This window comes from Calditerricola satsumensis (genome assembly GCF_014646935.1).
GTDB classification, from domain to species: Bacteria; Bacillota; Bacilli; order Calditerricolales; family Calditerricolaceae; genus Calditerricola; species Calditerricola satsumensis.
The window spans coordinates 48,453-65,616 of the sequence record NZ_BMOF01000001.1 but is presented as its reverse complement, the minus strand read 5'-3'; the positions used below and the strand labels follow the sequence as shown (position 1 = coordinate 65,616).

The 17,164-nt window shown below is 65.1% G+C and carries 16 protein-coding genes and 1 pseudogene; 7 read left to right on the top strand and 10 right to left on the bottom strand.

Going from position 1 to position 17,164, the window contains the following annotated elements:
• Positions 1-47 precede the first annotated feature (47 nt).
• From IEX61_RS00350 to IEX61_RS00330, 5 genes are read right to left on the bottom strand one after another with little or no spacing between them, the layout of a single operon-like run.
• The gene (locus tag IEX61_RS00350; protein ID WP_054672967.1) at positions 48-722 is read right to left on the bottom strand and encodes a hypothetical protein; all 675 of its coding nucleotides are present in this window, start codon (positions 720-722) and stop codon (positions 48-50) included.
• Entirely contained in the window at positions 719-1,561 is an 843-nt protein-coding gene (locus IEX61_RS00345; protein ID WP_188816489.1) for a class I SAM-dependent methyltransferase, read from the bottom strand. The genes IEX61_RS00350 and IEX61_RS00345 overlap by 4 nt, the downstream gene beginning before the upstream one ends.
• A complete protein-coding gene (gene folB / locus IEX61_RS00340) occupies positions 1,558-1,983 on the bottom strand; it encodes a dihydroneopterin aldolase (RefSeq protein ID WP_308423706.1) in 426 nt (141 codons plus the stop codon). Before folB ends, IEX61_RS00345 begins: the two co-directional genes overlap by 4 nt.
• Positions 1,980-2,915 carry an RluA family pseudouridine synthase gene (locus IEX61_RS00335; RefSeq protein WP_054670551.1) on the bottom strand — a complete coding sequence of 312 codons (936 nt, stop codon included), beginning with the start codon at positions 2,913-2,915 and terminating at the stop codon, positions 1,980-1,982. Before IEX61_RS00335 ends, folB begins: the two co-directional genes overlap by 4 nt.
• 9 nt (positions 2,916-2,924) lie before the next feature.
• Positions 2,925-3,398, bottom strand: coding sequence for a MarR family winged helix-turn-helix transcriptional regulator (locus IEX61_RS00330; RefSeq protein ID WP_054670547.1), 474 nt, complete (start codon positions 3,396-3,398; stop codon positions 2,925-2,927).
• A 312-nt stretch (positions 3,399-3,710) separates the two neighbouring features.
• On the opposite strand from IEX61_RS00330, the gene wrbA reads away from it, so the two are divergent.
• The 3 genes from wrbA to pckA all read left to right on the top strand — a co-directional run bounded on the left by wrbA (position 3,711) and on the right by pckA (position 7,574).
• Positions 3,711-4,340 (top strand): NAD(P)H:quinone oxidoreductase, encoded by a 630-nt coding sequence (gene wrbA, locus IEX61_RS00325; protein WP_054670543.1) that lies wholly within the window; start codon positions 3,711-3,713, stop codon positions 4,338-4,340.
• A gap of 273 nt (positions 4,341-4,613) precedes the next feature.
• Positions 4,614-5,801, top strand: a complete 1,188-nt coding sequence (locus tag IEX61_RS00320; protein WP_188816488.1) for an MFS transporter — start codon at positions 4,614-4,616, stop codon at positions 5,799-5,801.
• 192 nt (positions 5,802-5,993) lie between these two features.
• Positions 5,994-7,574: a phosphoenolpyruvate carboxykinase (ATP) gene (pckA, locus tag IEX61_RS00315; RefSeq protein ID WP_188816487.1), complete on the top strand. Its 1,581-nt coding sequence runs from the start codon at positions 5,994-5,996 to the stop codon at positions 7,572-7,574.
• 213 nt (positions 7,575-7,787) lie between these two features.
• On the opposite strand, the gene IEX61_RS00310 is transcribed toward pckA, so the two are convergent.
• The 5 genes and pseudogenes from IEX61_RS00310 to IEX61_RS00295 form a co-directional block, all read right to left on the bottom strand.
• Entirely contained in the window at positions 7,788-8,708 is a 921-nt protein-coding gene (locus tag IEX61_RS00310) for an aldo/keto reductase (RefSeq protein ID WP_054670539.1), read from the bottom strand.
• On the bottom strand, positions 8,705-9,523 hold the full coding sequence (locus IEX61_RS12675) for an MFS transporter (RefSeq protein ID WP_308423708.1): 819 nt from the start codon (positions 9,521-9,523) through the stop codon (positions 8,705-8,707). The genes IEX61_RS00310 and IEX61_RS12675 overlap by 4 nt, the downstream gene beginning before the upstream one ends.
• 65 nt (positions 9,524-9,588) lie before the next feature.
• A pseudogene (locus tag IEX61_RS12670) lies at positions 9,589-10,092 on the bottom strand (MFS transporter); the annotation flags it as partial.
• A gap of 100 nt (positions 10,093-10,192) precedes the next feature.
• Positions 10,193-11,131, bottom strand: coding sequence for a LysR family transcriptional regulator (locus IEX61_RS00300; protein ID WP_083463152.1), 939 nt, complete (start codon positions 11,129-11,131; stop codon positions 10,193-10,195).
• Positions 11,132-11,175: 44 nt separating this feature from the next.
• A complete protein-coding gene (locus IEX61_RS00295) occupies positions 11,176-12,123 on the bottom strand; it encodes a PfkB family carbohydrate kinase (protein WP_188816486.1) in 948 nt (315 codons plus the stop codon).
• 262 nt (positions 12,124-12,385) lie between these two features.
• On the opposite strand from IEX61_RS00295, the gene leuC reads away from it, so the two are divergent.
• From leuC to IEX61_RS00275, 4 genes are all read left to right on the top strand, one after another.
• Entirely contained in the window at positions 12,386-13,792 is a 1,407-nt protein-coding gene (gene leuC, locus IEX61_RS00290; protein WP_188816485.1) for a 3-isopropylmalate dehydratase large subunit, read from the top strand.
• A gap of 19 nt (positions 13,793-13,811) precedes the next feature.
• Complete coding sequence (leuD, locus tag IEX61_RS00285; protein WP_188816484.1) at positions 13,812-14,429, top strand: 3-isopropylmalate dehydratase small subunit; 618 nt, start codon at positions 13,812-13,814, stop codon at positions 14,427-14,429.
• Between the two features lie 722 nt (positions 14,430-15,151).
• Positions 15,152-15,586, top strand: coding sequence for a recombinase family protein (locus IEX61_RS12285; RefSeq protein WP_218185346.1), 435 nt, complete (start codon positions 15,152-15,154; stop codon positions 15,584-15,586).
• On the top strand, positions 15,519-17,078 hold the full coding sequence (locus IEX61_RS00275) for an SSO2105 N-terminal domain-containing protein (RefSeq protein WP_505650466.1): 1,560 nt from the start codon (positions 15,519-15,521) through the stop codon (positions 17,076-17,078). The genes IEX61_RS12285 and IEX61_RS00275 overlap by 68 nt, the downstream gene beginning before the upstream one ends.
• Positions 17,079-17,164 lie beyond the last annotated feature (86 nt).

Sequence of the window (17,164 nt, the reverse complement as noted above, 5' to 3'; positions counted from 1 at the left end):
CCCCGCCTGTATCGGGTTGCCGCACTTCTTTCGCGCTTCGGCACACGTCATCCGGCCGTCTTCTCCGGCACCGTTTCGCGTTCCTGCTGGTGGGCGCCGGCGAGGGCGTATCCGGCATAGAGCAGGATCACGCCGACGGAATTGGCCACCGGCAACAGCTCCGCAAACCCGAGTCGCGTCAGCAGGCCACCGCTGGCCATGATGAGCGCACCCGCCGCCACCCACAGGCCGGCAGCCGATCGGTGGCGCAGCCCGGACCACAGCGCCCCGCCGATCAGTGCCAGGCTGCCGGGAACGGTGAGAAGAGGCGAAAAGAGGCGCACGCTCCCGGGCAAGGCCTCGCCGCCGATCTCGCCGCCGGCCTCAAGGCGCAAGACGTCGACGGGCGCGGTCAGGGTCTTCCCCAGCATGGTCAGCGTCACGAGGACCATCGCCCCCAAAAAGGCGTGAACCCACCGCGGCCGAACCAAAAAATACAGCTCCCCAGCTCCGAGGAAGGCCACCAAAGCCGCCGCGGCCACATACCACAGCTTGTACAACCACGGGTTCCAGCCCACCAAGTAGGCGAGCGCGCTGGCCAGCGCGGTGAAGGTGTACAGTGCAAACCCGACGAACCAGGCGGCATGATGCGGCTTGCCCGTGCGCCAGAACCGGATCCCGATGCGCACCGTAAAGGCGGCGCCGATCAGCGCGCTGATCGCCCACAACCCTGCAGGGATCACACGTCCTTCCCTCCCCTATCGCCCTCGTTCCGTTCGACTGTGCCCCCGCCCGCTGGCGCACCCGATCCCATCCGCTCCGCCACCACGATCATGCGCGGCGAGCGGGCCTCGTCGTAGGCGGTGAGGGTGTAGTCGCCAAACCAATACCGGATACGCAAACCGGCGTTCTCCAGCAGGCGGGACATTTCCACTGGGGAATAGAGGCGCACCGATTCCCGATAGGTGCGAGTGCCGCGAGAATCGGCGACGACAATGGTTTTCTCCACGCGCGGCACCGGCGCGTCGACGATCGCCCGCGTCTCTTCAATGCGTGTGCCTTCGACCGTCCGCACGGACCGGTGAACGAGCGTCCGCCGCACGTAGGCAGGGTTCAAGTAATCGAGAACGAAGACGCCACCGGGTCGAAGCGCCCGCGCCATGCGGCAGAGGGCCCGTTGGTTGTCGGCATCGGAAAAATACCCGAAGCTGGTAAACAGGTTGAAGACGGCGTCAAAATCGCCGCCCACGTCCAACATGCGCACGTCCTGGCGCACAAACCGCACGGGCAGTCCGGCGGCGTTCGCCCGCGCGCGGGCGAGCAAGACCTCCGAAAGGTCCACCCCCACCACGCGGTAGCCCCGCCGCGCGAGGACGACGCTGTGCCGCCCGGTGCCGCAGCAGGCGTCCAGCACCCGAGATCCGGACGGCAGGTTCAAGAAGTCGAGGAGCGCCCCCAGTTCCCGTTCCGCCGCCGCCTTGTCACGGTGGCGGTAAACGAGCAGGTAGTCCTCGCGAAAACTGCATTCGTACCACTTGTCAAGGGTGCGCGCCGCCGCACGGCATCCTCTTTCGGCCTTCATCCCCTCGCCTCCGCTTCGCGTTCGTCCTCGCCGGCCATGCCTTCCCGCGGCAGGATGTCTTCCCGCGTTCGTGACAGGGTTACCGCTGCGTGGGCCAACGGGCCGGGCAGGGGCACCGCCGGCTTCTTCACCGTCACCGTGACCCGTACCACGCGCGGGTAACGGGCAAGAACCACCTGGGCAATGCGCTCGGCCACCGCTTCCAGGAGCCGATACGGCTCGCCCTCGACCACGGCGCGCACATCCCGGTACACCTGGACATAATCGACGCTGGCCTCAAGGCGATCGGACCGCCCGGCCTCACGCAAGTCGACGCCCAGGACCAGGTCGACGACAAAGCGCTGGCCGAGCCGCCGCTCTTCGGGATACACCCCGTGGTACCCGTAAAAGACCATGCCTTCCAGCGCGATGCGGTCCATCATCGGGTTCCCTCCTCCTCCGGCACGCGCAAGCCGATGGCCTGCACCACACGGGCGAAACGATCCGGCAGCGGCGCCACAAACGCGCGGCCGTCGGGCAACGTCACGCGCCAGGCGTGCAGCAGCTGGTGGTTCACCCCAAAGGCCGGCCGTCCACCATACTTGACGTCCCCAAGCAGCGGATGGCCAATGCTCTGAAAGTGGGCGCGGATCTGGTGCGTGCGCCCGCTGACGAGCTCCACCTCCACCAGCGCATACCCGCCCCGCGCGTCAAGCACGCGGTAGCGCGTGACCGCCTCCTTGCCGCCGGAAGCCACGCAGGTCCGGTTGGCATCCGGGTCGCGCACGAGGGCGCGGCGAATCTCCCCTTCCGCCGGCGGCGTCCCTTCCACCACGGTCAGGTAGACCTTGCCGATGGCCCGCTCCTGGTGCCACCGGTTGAGCTGATGGAGCATCCCCGCCGTCTTGCCGATGAGGACCAGCCCGCTCGTATTGCGGTCCAGGCGGCCTGCCGCCGCGGGCAAAAAGACCCGGCTATCCAGTTCGCCCTTTCGGTACAGGTAGGCATGCACGCGGGCAATGAGCGTGTTCTTGTACTCCGTCCGGTCGGGATGAACCAAAAGACCCGGGGGCTTGTTGATCACGAGGAGCGCGTCATCCTCGTACACCACGTCAAGGTCCGTTGGCACGCCGATGAATTTCGGTCGGCGCGGGCCGGATGCCGCCTGACGAAACTCCTCCTCCGCCATGAAAAAGGTGAGCACGTCGCCCTCGGCCACGGCGTAGTCCTTCTTCTTGCGCTTGCCGTTCACCCGCACGAGCCCCTTGTCGATCAGCTTGTACAGCCGTCCGAGGGGCATATTCGGCAGCAGGTGGCGCAGCAAGCGATGCAGCTTCTTGCCGCTTTCTCCTTTGCTCACGATATGCGTCACCATGGTGGCGCCTCAACCTTTCCTCGCGCCCGCCTCGTCGAGCAGGCGCTGGGCGTGCAAGCCCATCCGTTTCAGGAGCGCGATCAGCGTCTCCTGCTCGTCGGCCGACAGTCCGCCCACCGCGCGGCGAATGGCTTCGGCGTGGGCGGGAAAGATGCGCTCCAAGAGGGCCCTGCCCTGGTCGGTCAGCACGGCGTACACGACGCGGCGGTCCGTCGGGCAGGCTTCCCGCCGCAGCATGCCATTCTTCTCCAGCTTGTCCACCACATACGTCACGCTGCCGCTGGCGAGCAAAATGCTCGTGGCAATGCGCTGGAGCGGCTGCGGGCCCTTGTGGTACAAAAGCTCCAGCACGGCAAATTCCGTCGGGTTAAGCCCGTGGGACTTGATGTCACGAACCGAATGTTCCACCACGCTGCGGTGGGCGCGCACGAGCACGCGGAACAGGTGCAACGCGCGCTCCGTCTCCGCCGGCAGTCGGGTCATCGCGTCCACTCCTTGCCAACGCTTCGCCTCTTGGAATGGCGGGGTTCCCTCTCGAGGCGCACACGCGCTTGCCGACACGTTTGCGCATAGAAAACATTGCTGTGGGAACATTCTATTCGAAGGAAAGGGTTCGGTCAAATGCTGGGCGGACCCCTTGACGCGCCCGCGCACCCCGGGGTACAATTATCTCGAAATCGAGATGTTCAAATTCGAGATATTCACCAGCCCCCTCCCGCATGCATTCCCGACCAGGAGGAACGCGCCATGCCCACCTGGTGGCAACGACTCTTTGGCAAAAGGAGTGAACCGCAGATGGCCAATCCCAACATCCTTGTCGTCTACTACAGCGCCTATGGCCATATCTTTGAGATGGCCAAGGCCGTCGCCGAAGGGGCCAAGCGCGCCGGCGCCAACGTGAAAATCGCCAAGGTGCCGGAATTCGAAGCGGCCCGGAAGGCCATGTCGGCGCAGGAGGCCTACGTGAAGGCGCAAGAGGCGCAGAAGGACATCCCCGAGGCCACCCATGACGACCTGAAGTGGGCCGACGGCATCATCTGGGGCGTGCCCACCCGCTACGGTGTGATGCCGGCCCAGATGAAGCAGTTCCTCGACACCGCCGGCGCCTTGTGGGCCAGCGGCGCGCTGGAAGGCAAACCCACGGCCGTCTTCACGAGCACCGGTTCCATCCACGGCGGCCAGGAGACGACCCTCCTCACCACCTTGGTGGCGCTCCTCCACTTCGGCATGATCTACGTCGGCCTGCCGTACGGCGAAAACCCGGAACAGCTCACCGCCGAGGGCATCGGCGGGACGCCCTACGGCGCCTCAACGTTGGCCGGCCCGGACGGCTCGCGCATGCCGGACGAGCGGGAGAAAACCATGGCCGCCCGCCTCGGCGAGCGCGTGGCCCGCATCGCCGCCGCACTCAAGGCCAATCGCTAACCACGGCCACGGCTGTCGACCACGCTCGGTCGGCAGCCGTTTCGCTTTTTCGCATCCGCTGCCAGCCCGGCGACCGGGTGAACACGGCAAAGGGCAGCGGTTGATGAAACGGAAGATACGGGAATACAATAGGCAAGACGAGCGCGCCACCAACCATCGCCCCTTTCGCCGCCAAGAAAGGCCGACAAGCCGTTTTCGCCCGTCCCGTCCCGCCCCGCCGGAGCAGAAGGGAGATCCACGCGAACCCTCGGAAATGATGGAAGAGGTGCAAAGATGGGCCAATCTGTGAAGCAATTGAAAGAAAAACTTTGGACAAAAGATTTTGTCCTGCTTTCGCTGGCCAATCTTTTCCAATTTTTCGGTTTTCAAATGCTCGTCCCCACCATCCCCCTTTACATATCCCACCATGGGGGCAACCAGACGGACGTCGGCCTCGTCACCGGCTTGTTCACCGTTTTCGCCCTGCTCATTCGCCCGTTCGCCGGTGCAGCGCTCGACCGGACGGGACGCAAGAAGGTTCTGGTGGCCGGCCTGCTCCTCAACCTGCTGGCCATCGCTGGATATGGGTGGGCCGCCTCCGTTCACCACATCCTGGCGCTGCGCGTTCTGCACGGCATCGGATGGGGCTTGTCCACCACCGCCTTCGGGACGATGGCATCCGATCTGATTCCGCCCTCCCGGCGGGGGGAAGGGATGGGGTACTTCGGTTTTTCCACCACGCTGGCCATGGCCGTCGGCCCGCTGTTGGGCATATGGATCCTCAACCGGTTCGGTCCCGGCGTCCTGTTTCTGCTCGCAGCCGCAAGCACGCTGACCTCCCTGGCCTTGGGCCAGGTGGTGCGCATTCCACCCCTGCTGAAAAGCGAGACCGCCATGGCGAAGCCGCCGTTGTGGGCCGGTTTATTCGAGAGCAGCGCGCTGTTCCCCTCCATTCTCGTCATGCTCATGACCTTCACCTACGGAGGAATCATCACCTTTCTTCCGCTGTTCGGAAACGAGATCGGAATCGCCAACGTCGGGTTGTTTTTCACGGTCAACGCTCTGTTTTTGCTCGTCGCCCGCCCCATCGCCGGCATTCTCCACGACCGGAAAGGTCCGTTCTGGGTCCTCGTCCCCGGCGCAGGCTTCGGCTTCGCGGGACTGCTCGCGCTGTCCCATGCCGCAACTTCGCGCGACCTGGTGTGGGCCGGCATGCTGTACGGCATCGCCTTCGGCAGCATCCAGCCCACGTTGCAGGCCTGGCTGATCCAACGTGTGCCCCTTCACAAGCGGGGGGCGGCCACGGCCACATTCTATTCCGCCTTCGACCTGGGCATCGGTGGCGGTGCCATGCTCCTGGGCCCCTTTGCCAGCCAAATCGGCTTCGCGGCGATGTATCGCGCCTCAGCCCTGCTCTTTGCAGTCTATCCCATGGTCTTCCTGGTCTGGGCGGCAAAACGCCGATCAGCCCGGCCGACATAGCCAGCATGTCGTCAAAGGGAATTTCGAACGTTTACAGTTTGTTGTCATAGGCGGAGAAAGGATGGACGATTCCGCTAAATGTGCTATACTGTTTAGCGAGATTGGCGTTGTTGTGATGGCCATTTGACGTTTCCCTTCCAGACGTGGCCATCCGCTTTTATCCGCAACACTCTAACGGAAAGGAACGATCGTATGGACACCCAAACCGTCAAACACTCCCTCGACGAGGTGCTGGCCGAAAGCACCGTGTACGCCAACCTCTCCGCGGCGGCCCTTGTGGAGCAGGCCATCCAGCGCGGGGAGGGGCTTCTGACGGCGGATGGCGCGCTCGCCGTCACCACCGGGAAATACACGGGCCGCTCCCCCAAAGACAAGTTCATCGTCGACGAGCCGTCGATGCGCGACCGCATCGCCTGGGGGCCCGTCAACCAGCCCTTCGCACCGGAAGCCTTTGACCGGCTGCTGGCCGACGTCCTCGCGTACCTGAAAGGGCGCGAGCTGTTCGTGTTTGACGGCTTCGCCGGCGCGGACCCGTCCTACCGGCTCCCCCTGCGCGTGGTGACGGAGACGGCCTGGCACAACCTCTTCGCCCGCCAGCTGTTCCTCCGCCCGACGCCGGAAGAGCTGGCCACCCACCGCCCGGCCTTCACCGTCATTTCCGCGCCCGGCTATCAGGCGAACCCCGCCGTCCACGGCACGAACTCGGAAGTGTTTGTCGGCATCAGCTTCGAAAAGCGCCTCGTGCTCATCGTCGGCACGCAGTACGCCGGGGAGATCAAGAAGTCCATCTTCAGCGTGATGAACGCGCTGCTGCCCGAACACGGCGTCTTGCCCATGCACTGCTCGGCCAACGTGGGGCCGGGTGGCGACGTGGCCCTCTTCTTCGGCCTGTCCGGAACGGGCAAAACCACCCTGTCGGCCGACCCCAACCGCTTCCTCATCGGCGACGACGAACACGGCTGGTCGGACGACGGCGTCTTTAACCTGGAAGGCGGCTGCTACGCCAAGTGCATCGGCCTGTCCGCCGAAAAGGAACCGCAAATTTACCAGGCCATCCGCTTCGGCGCCGTGCTGGAAAATGTGGTGATCGACCCGGCGACGCGCCGGCCGGACTACGACGACGCGTCGCGGACGGAAAACACCCGCGCCGCTTACCCGATCGAGCACATCCCCGGCGCCGTCATCCCGGGGCGGGCCGGCCACCCGAACGTCATCCTCTTCCTCACCGCCGACGCGTTCGGCGTGCTGCCGCCCATCGCCAAGCTGACGCGCGAGCAGGCCATGTACCACTTCCTGTCCGGCTACACGAGCAAGCTGGCCGGCACGGAGCGCGGCGTCACCGAGCCGCAGGCCACCTTCTCGACCTGCTTCGGCGCGCCGTTCCTGCCCCTGCCCGCCGACGTGTACGCGCGGATGCTCGGCGAAAAGATCGACCGCCACAACACGCGCGTCTACCTCGTCAACACGGGATGGACGGGCGGCCCCTACGGCGTGGGCCAGCGGATGAACCTCGCCTACACGCGGGCGATGGTGACGGCGGCCATCACCGGCCAGCTCGACGCGGCGACCTTCACGCCGCACCCCGTCTTCGGCGTGCTCGTGCCCGACCGCTGCCCCGGCGTACCGAGCGAAATCCTCGACCCGCGCAACACGTGGGCCGACAAGGAGGCCTACGACCGGCAGGCACGAGAACTGGCCCGCCGCTTCGCCGAAAACTTCGCCAAGTTCGCGGGCGTCGACGAGGCCATCCGCGCGGCCGGGCCGCGGGCATAAGCTTCGCCCGCGCGCGGCTGTCGGTTTCCGCTACGGGCCAACGTTCCCGAACGGCGCCCGCTCCCCCCGCGTCCCATACGTTACGCCGCGTGCGAAGAGGCACGCGGCGCGCTTTTTTGCGTCCCGACGGCCCCCCTCAAAAACAGCGCCGCGGGGGATGCAGGCTGCTCCCCCGCGGCCGGACTACCTCGGTCGGTCGCCTTCCCGGCTCGCTTACGCTTCCCGCCACGCCTGGGGATGGTCGTCGCGTACGAGGTCGAGCTCCGCCGCCTTGGCGTTCGCCTCCACCTGCTCGACGCTCTTGACGCCGGGGATGACGCAGGTGACGGCCGGATGTTGCAGGCACCAGGCGAGGGCCCACTGGGCCATGTCCACACCCTCCGGCACTTCGGTGCGACGGATCTCCTCCACCAGGCGCAACTTCTCCTCCCGCTCCTCGTCGTAGCGGCGCACATCGCGCTCGCCGAAGGTGGCGTCGGGGCGGTATTTCCCGCTCAGGTAGCCGCTGGCCAGCGGCACGCGGGCCAGCACGCCGAGGTCTTGGCGCTGGCATGACGGGAAGACGTCTTCCTCCGGCCGTCGGTCGAGGCGGTTGTAGACGACCTGGATCACGTCGGCGCCGACGCGGGTGGCCGCTTCCACCTGGTGCATGCTGTTTTTCTTGTTCAAGGAGATGCCCAGGAAGCGGATCTTCCCGGCCTGCTTTTCTTTGTCCAGCATCGTCCAGAGTTCGTCGTTGTCGAACACCTCGTCCGTCCCGGAGTGAAACTGATAGAGATCAATGTAGTCCGTCTGGAGCGCCTTCAAGGAGTCCTCCAGCTGCTTTTGCACCTCCGCCGCCGACCAGTGTTCGGTGCGGTCGCGAAAGCCGTGAAACTTGTGCCCAAACTTGGTCGCGACGACCCACTGGTCGCGTTCGCCGCGAATCGCTTCGCCAATGAGGGCTTCCGACAGGTGGTCGCCGTAGCACTCGGCGGTGTCGATGAAATTGATGCCGAGTTCCTTGGCCCGCCCGAGGATGGCGTTCACCTCTTCTTGGGTGAAGGTCTTTCCCCATTCGCCGCCAAACTGCCAGGTTCCAAGGCCGATCACCGACACCTTCAGGTCCGTGCGTCCGAGCCGACGATACTTCATGACGTTTCCCTCCCCTTCTTCGGCAGAAACAGGATCAAGGCAAAGCTGACAGCGGCCAGCACCGCCGTGCCCCAGTAGACCGCTTTCAACGAGAGGGCCAGCCCCTCCTGCAGGCGCGCCACCGTTTCGGCAGGCAGGGACAGGCGCTGCGCCGGGTCCAACAGGCGGTTCACTTCGGCCAAAGGGTCTTGCGCGCCGGCGATGCCCGCCGCTTCGAGATGGGCGCGCAGGCGGGTGTTCAGGATGCTCCCGAGCAGCGCCGCGCCAATCGTGCCCCCCAGCACGCGCATGAACAGGTTGGCGGCCGTAGCCACGCCGCGCGTGTGCCAATCCACGCTGCTCTGGACGGCCACGACGAAGGTGGTGGTGGCCAAGCCCATGCCCACGCCGGTGAAAAACGACCCCAGCGCCGCCCACACCGGACCGTGGCGCGGGATCAGCGTGACGAAAAAGGCTGCGCCGACAAGCAGAAAGACGCCGCCGACCACCGCCACGGGGCGGAAGCCGAAGCGGATCATGGCCTTGCCGGACAGCGTGGCCGCCAGCGGCCAGCCAATCGACATCGCCGTCAGGGCAAAGCCGGCCACGAGGGCGGAATGCTCCAGCACGCCCTGCACGTAGGTCGGAAGGTAGGACGAGACGGCAATGAGCAGCGCGCCGGTGGTGAGCGACGCCGCGTTGGACAGGGCGATGACGCGGTGCCGCCATACGGCAGCGGGCAGGATCGGCTCCGCGGCCCGCCGCTCCCACCACAGGAAGGCAGCCCCCCCAACGCAAAGACGGCCAGCAGGGCGAGGCTCGGCGGCGACGTCCACGTCCAAGCCGCGCCGCCCTGCAGGAGGGCCAGCATCAGCGCGGCGACGGACACGAGCAGCAGCGCCGCACCCGGCCAGTCCAGGGCGTGGGGCTTGCGCGCCACATCCTCGTGCAGGAAAAAGGCCACCCCCGCCACGGCCAAAAGCCCGATCGGCACGTTGACCCAAAACACCCACGACCAATGCAGGTATTCGACGAACAGGGCCCCAAGCGCCGGGCCGATGATGGCCGAGACGCCCCACACGCCCGAGAGGTAACCCTGAATTTTGGCCCGCTCCTCCAGGGAGTAGAGGTCGCCGACCAGCGTCGTGGCAATGGGCTGGACGGCGCCGGCGCCCAACCCCTGCACCACCCGGAAGGCGATCAGCGCCGGCATGCTGCTTGCCAGCCCGCACAGAAGCGAGCCAAACAGAAAGAGACCGGTACCGGCGACAAACACCGGCTTGCGGCCGTAGAGGTCGGCCAGCTTTCCCCAGAGCGGCATGCTGATGGCCTGGGGGAGCAAATAGGCGGAAAACACCCATCCGAGCAGGGCAAAGCCGCCCAGGTCGGCGACAATGCTCGGCATGGCCGTCCCGACGATGGTCACTTCCACCGCGGCCATGAACATGGCCAGCAGCACGGCGCCAAAGACCAGCGGGCGGTTCGTCTTCCGCCCCGCCGGCCGTTTATGCTCCGCCATCTCGTGCCGCTTCGTTGCCGGGTTCCCCCACCGCATGCCCCTCTCCTCCCCACATTGCTCGACTCAAGCGGACAAAGGCTTCTGCCGCCCGGCTGCGGTACCCCGCCTTGCGCCACGCCAGCACCAACGTGCGATGGGGGCGCTCGGCCAAGCACACGTACGCCGGCGGAAACGCCTCCCACCCGCTGCGCGCCACCATGCGCGGCACGAAGGCCACGCCCATTCCCGCCGCGACGAGGGACTGCACCGTCTCGATGTGGCTCGACTCGAAGACGATGCGCGGCGCAAACCCCGCCTGGTGGCAGAGCTCGAGGGCGATCTGGCGAAAGCCCTGCCCTTCCTTGAGAAGGATGAACGGCTCGTCGGCCAGCGCGGCGATCGGCACCTCGTCCCGCTGCGCAAGCGGATGGCCCGGCGGCACGGCGAGGAGAATCTCCTCCTCGCCCAGCACCTCCCACGCCAGGGCCTCCGCGTCAAGGGGCAGGGTCAGCAGGGCCAGGTCCACGTGGCCACGCGCCGCGCGCTCGATCAGCTTGGCTGTCGGTTCCTCCACCAGCTGCACCTCAATCCCCGGGTACCGCGCGCGGAAGGCGGGCAACACGCACGGCAACACGTGGGCGCCCGTCACGGGCAGGCTGCCGATCACCAGCCGCCCTTTTTTCAGTTCGGCCACGTCGGCCATCTCGCGCTCGAGATCGGCCACGAGGTCGAGAATGCGCCGGGCCCGTTCCACGAAACGCACTCCCGCGTCGGTCAACTCCACGCCGCCGGCATGACGGTGGAAGAGCGGCACGCCCAGCTCCCGCTCGAGCTTGGCGATCTGCTGGCTCAAGGACGGCTGGGCGATGTGCAGCTGCTCCGCCGCGCGGGAGATGTGCCGCGTCTCGGCGACGGCCACAACGTACCGCAGTTGGCGCAATTCCATGGGCCCAACCCCTTTGCCCGTTTCCCATGTATTGTAACCGATTGTCACCCGCCAAGGAACGCCGAAACCTCCTCGTGCGTCGGCAGCGCCGGAATGGCCCCCCGCTTCGTCGTCGCCAGGGCCCCGACGGCGTTGGCAAAGCGCAGCGCGCGGCGGAGCCACGCCTCATCCTCCCACGGGCGAGCCGCCGCGCACGCCGCCAGCTGGTAAAGCAGCCCGCCGACAAACCCGTCGCCGGCCCCGGTGGTGTCCACGGCGTGGACGGCAAACCCCGGTACCGCCCCCGCGGCATGGGGGGTGTGGTACGCGCAGCCGTCCTTCCCCCGCGTGACGACAAGGAGGGAGACGCCGCGGTCGAAAAAGAACGCCGGCCCTTTGTCTCCGGCCAGGGCCTCCAGCTCCTCTTCGCTCACCTTCACCACATCGGCCAGGACCGCGGCCGACGCGGCTTCTTCGCGCATCGCCGCTGCCGACGGCCACAGGGCGGGGCGCAGATTGGGGTCGTAGCTGACGAGGAGCCCCCGCTCGCGCGCCCGGCGGGCCATCTCCCGCGTGGCGCTGCGCGCCGGCTCCGCCGCCAGCGACACCGACCCGAAGTGAAAGATCGCCGCATCCTCCAGCCAGGCGTTGTCCAGCTCCTCCGGGGAGAGCAACGTGTCGGCGCCCGGATCGCGGTAGAAGAGGAAGTCGCGCTCCCCATCGGCGCGAAGCGAGACGAAGGCCAGGGTGGTCTTCACCTGCGGGGTCAGAAGAAGGGCGCGCGTGTCGACGCCCGCTTCCTCGAGGGCGGCGCGCAGAAAATGGCCGAAGGGGTCGTCTCCCACCTTCCCCACAAATCGCGCCCGGCCGCCCAGCTTGGCCACCGCCGCGGCCACATTGGCCGGCGCGCCCCCCGGCACCTTGCGGAAGGCGGGGACGGCGGCCAGCGGCAGGCCGTTTTCCTCGGGCACAAAGTCGATGAGCAGCTCGCCCATCGTGACGACGGTGCGCATGGTCCTGGTCTCCCCCGTCCTCCCACTCTTTTTTCTTCATTCTAGCGGTTCTTCTTGGGGCGCGCCAACGGGAAACGACGCGCGCGTCCCCGCATCCCACCGTCGTGGGCAGCAGTCGACCGCATTCGGGCGCACAAGGGCCACGCCCGCGCCCGGTTTTCATAGGCAAAAGTAATAAAAAAGATTAACACCATATATTTGAACTATGACACGGGCTCATGCTACGTTGGAACCACATCCAAAAGGAAGAGGGGGAGCGACTATGCCGCGGACCCTGTTCGAAAAAATCTGGGACGCCCACGTTGTGGACGAAGAGCCGGGCAAACCGGCCCTCCTGTACATCGACCTGCACCTCATCCACGAGGTGACGTCGCCGCAGGCCTTTGAAGGGTTGCGCCTGGCGGGGCGCCGCGTCCGCCGTCCCGACCTCACCTTCGCCACGATGGACCACAACGTCCCCACAGACAATCCCTTCACCATCGCCGATCCCATCGCCAAGCAGCAGATCGAAACGCTGGAGAAGAACTGCCGGGAATTCGGCATCCGCCTCGCCGGCCTGGGCCACCCCGACCAGGGCATCGTCCACGTCATCGGGCCGGAGCTGGGCCTCACCCTGCCCGGCAAGACGATCGTGTGCGGCGACAGCCACACCTCGACGCACGGCGCCTTCGGGGCCCTGGCCTTCGGCATCGGCACGAGCGAAGTGGAGCACGTACTGGCCACGCAGTGCCTCCCGCAATACAAGCCCAAGACGATGGAGGTGCGCGTCGACGGCCACCTGCGCCGCGGCGTGACGGCCAAAGACCTCATCCTGGCCCTCATCGCCACCTACGGCACCGACTTCGCCACCGGACACGTGATCGAGTATACGGGCGAAGCCATTCGCGCCCTGACGATGGAAGAACGGATGACCGTCTGCAACATGTCGATCGAGGCCGGCGCGCGGGCGGGCATGATCGCCCCCGACGACACCACCTTCGCCTACCTCGAAGGGCGTCGCTACGCGCCGAAGGGAGCGGCCTGGGAGCAGGCCCTGGCCGCCTGGCAGACCCTCCCCACCGACCCCGGCGCCACGTACGACGCCCGCGTGACCCTGAACGCCTCCGAAGTGGCCCCGATGGTCACCTGGGGCACCACCCCGGCCATGGGCGTTCCGGTGACGGGCGTCGTGCCCGATCCGAGCGACTTCCCCATCGAAACGCAGCGCAAGGCGGCGGAGCGGGCCCTGGAGTACATGGGCCTGGAACCGGGCACGCCGATTGTCGACATCCCCATCGACCGCGTCTTCATCGGCTCCTGCACGAACAGCCGCATCGAAGACCTGCGCGCCGCCGCCCGCGTCGTGCGCGGCAAGAAGGTGCACCCCCGCGTGCGGGCCATGGTCGTCCCCGGCTCGCAGCATGTGAAGCGGCAAGCCGAGGCGGAAGGCCTGGACCGGATCTTCAAGGAGGCCGGCTTCGAGTGGCGTGAACCGGGCTGCAGCATGTGCCTGGGGATGAACCCGGACATCCTCGCCCCCGGCGAGCGCTGCGCCGCCACCTCCAACCGCAACTTCGAGGGGCGTCAGGGGCGCGGCGGCCGCACGCACCTCGTCAGCCCGATCATGGCCGCGGCGGCGGCCATCGCCGGCCACTTCGTCGACGTGCGCGAATGGGATCTCGACGAATGACGGGAAAGGAGGAGCGCCCATGCAACCGTTTCGCGTCCACACCGGCCTTGTCGCCCCGCTGGATCGGGTGAATGTGGACACCGACGCCATCATCCCCAAGCAGTTTCTCAAGCGCATCGAGCGCACCGGCTTCGGCCAGTTCCTCTTCTACGACTGGCGCTTTCGGGACGACGGTTCGCCCAACCCCGATTTCGTCCTCAACCAGCCGCGCTATCAGGGCGCGAGCATCCTCCTCGCCCGCCATAACTTCGGTTGCGGCTCGTCGCGCGAACACGCCCCCTGGGCCCTTTTGGATTATGGCTTTCGCGTCATCATCGCCCCGTCCTTCGCCGACATCTTTTACAACAACTGCTTCCAGAACGGCCTCTTGCCCCTCGTCCTCGACGAGGACGTCGTCGACGCGCTGTTTCGCCGCACCGAGGCCACGCCGGGCTATACGCTCACCGTCGACCTGGAGCAATGCGTCGTCCGTGACGACAGCGGCTGGGAGACGTCCTTCGCCATCGACCCGTACCGTCGCGAACGGCTCTTGCTCGGCCTTGATGACATCGGCCTGACGCTGCAAAAGGAAGCAAAGATTGCCGCCTACGAGGCGAGGATGCCGGCGTACGTTCGCCTTTTGGATGACCCCGAATGAACCGTTCCTCGGTTTCCATCCACAACCGTTTTCTCATTGGCGCGAATGAATTGACGGAACGTGCATAAAATGACATAATGTAGGCAGCAAAGGGCATGCTCGCCTGCCGTCCAGGCACGTTAGCCGCCACTAACGCGCCTGTTATTTGTTCAAAGCCAGTCGAATGATCTCGACAACCAGGGAGAGCAGCATCAACAGAAGAATCGCGAGATCATGGGGATTGTCGCGATTCATTCGTCTCACCTCCCGCAGGCGTTCACCGCGGCAGGCGAGCCCCCACCCATTCTGCCTGTGTTTTTTATTTTATCATACTTTTCTGGAAACTACTACTATTTTGGGTGAATAAAATTTTAATTGACAGACTTATCTTCATTGAACAATCTCCACTCCTTTTCAAAAAACCTGTCTGTTGGTCGATATGAAAAAGGGATGCATCCCGACCGCGTTTTTAGCCGGGTTTCTCCTCGCATCCACCCCATCATCGAAGCCCATCGTTCTCATGCGTCCCCCCTCGCGACGGACGGGAAGGGGTGCAAAAGGCTTGGCCACTCCCTGTATAATAAGAAGCGATTGGACATGCAAAGGAGGTTCGTAGCAGTTACGAATAACCAGCCTGTTCTTTACTGAAATTCACTGTCTTGATACTATAAAAACATGGAACTTCTATCCATCCGCGAAGCGGCGAAAGAGCTCGGCGTGCACCCCAACCGTCTCCGGGAGGGATGGAACTTCCAGAACCCGATGCGGCCGTCCTCTACGCCCGGGTATCGACGAAAAAGCAGGCCGAAGCGGGAAAGCTCGAGCGGCAAGTGGAAAGGCTCCGGGCTTACGCCAAAGAATTGGGCTACCGGGTGGTGGCCGAATATGCGGAGCGGGTTCAGGATTTGCTGGCCATCGTCACGTCTTTTTCCACCCGGATCGACGGCGCCAGAAGGGGAAGGAAAATCCGCCAGGGCTTTCAGGAGCTGATGCAGCATGTCGGGGAAGAACCTTCATCTGACCATCATCGGGGAATTTTTCCCCGACGTTTCCCCCGTCTTTCGATCGCGGAAGTGGGCCCGGGGCGAAGAAGATCCCCTGACCACCGAGATGCGACTTTTCTCCGCCTGCCTGCGGTGGTCTTACAAGCGGATTTTGAATGGGCTTTCCCGCACTGAAATCAAAAAGCAAGGCCAGGATCTTTTTGGCCTCAACTCCCGTTACGTCGACGATGCCCGTCTTAAGGCGCAAGGTATGATCGATGCGCAGAAAGAACTTCTGGAGCTGGAGATCGAAACGACCGAAGCGAAGCTTCGGAGGGCGAGAAAGAAACTCGCGTGGGCCATGAAGAAACGGAGCCGGGCCGAAAAGAAAAGTCTCCCGGAAGGCGAGATCCAAACACTCGACCGCACCGTCCTGGGAAGACAGGCCCGCGTTTCCGTGCTGGAAAAGCGGCTGAAGGAGCTGAGAGAACACAAAGAAAACGGAACCGCCCCCACGGTGATCTTTGGAGGAAGAAAGCTCTGGCGGAACGTCTGCAAGGGAAAGGCCACCCGGGACGAATGGCGGGCGGCCCGAAAGAACCGGCTTTACGCCCGCGGCGACAGCACCAAAGGCGGCAACCCCAACATGAAGATTGCGTTTGACGGGCGCGAATTCCGCCTGGCCGTCACCCTTTCCCACCTATCGGAACCGGTTGGTGTCGATCGCCTGGGTCGTCCGATCATGAGCCGGGCCCCCCGCGTCCTTGGCCGGCTCTGGATTCCCGAAAAGCACCGGGCGCGCCTCCTCGGATGGCTCACCGAAAAGCGGGCGTACACCGTGGAACTGATCCGAGGCTTGGACGGACGCTTTCGCGTTCACATCGCGCTGGAACTGGACGATCATCCGGAGACGGATTTTTCGCGCGGCGTTCTGGCCGTCGACATCAACCCCGACGGCGCCTGCATGGCAAACGTATCCTCACGTGGCCTGCCCGAACCGTGGCCGAGAGGATTTCAGGTTTCCGCGCCGAAGAACCTGGGCAAATACGACGGGGAATTCCAAATCGTCCCCTATCCTTCGGGCTTCCTGTACATCCGGGTGCCCGAGCTTGCGTACGCTTCCGGGTTCCGGCGCCGGTACCTGATCGGCGTGCTGGCCAAAGCGGTGGTGGACATCGCCAAAGCACTCGGAAAACCCATCGCCCTGGAGGCGCTGGGCTTCAGCAAGGGGAGAATGGACACAGAGAAGCCATTTAACCGCATGGCTTCCCAGTTTCCCTATGCGGCGATCAGGATGGCGATCCTGCGGCGGGCGGTCAAAGAGAACGTTGGGTACAAACAAGTCCCGCCCCAGCACACCTCCACCATCGGCCGGCTCAAGTACGAAAAGAAATACGGCGTTTCCGTTCACTGTGCGGCGGCTCTGGTGATCGGCAGGCGGGCCATGGGTTTCAGGGAGCGTATCACGCGCGAGGTTCGGGACTTCGTGCTTCGGGTGAAAGAACGGCTGAAACCGACGGGGGATCTCTTACCGAGGGAAGGAATCGGGATGACCCGGAAGGTCGAGGCCGCGCTTCACCGCTTGGAGCCCCGGCTTGGTTTGCACAACGGGCTTGCCCGCTGGCAGCAGGAAAGTTTCTTCTCCTGCTGGCGCGAACTGAAGATCTTCGCCTTGACCTTCCGGTGACCCGGTTTCGCCGGGTGTCCGGACAAACCCGGTAGGGCGTCTCTGACAGAGCGGTGCTCGCGGTGGCGGCTTTCGCTGCCTCTCCC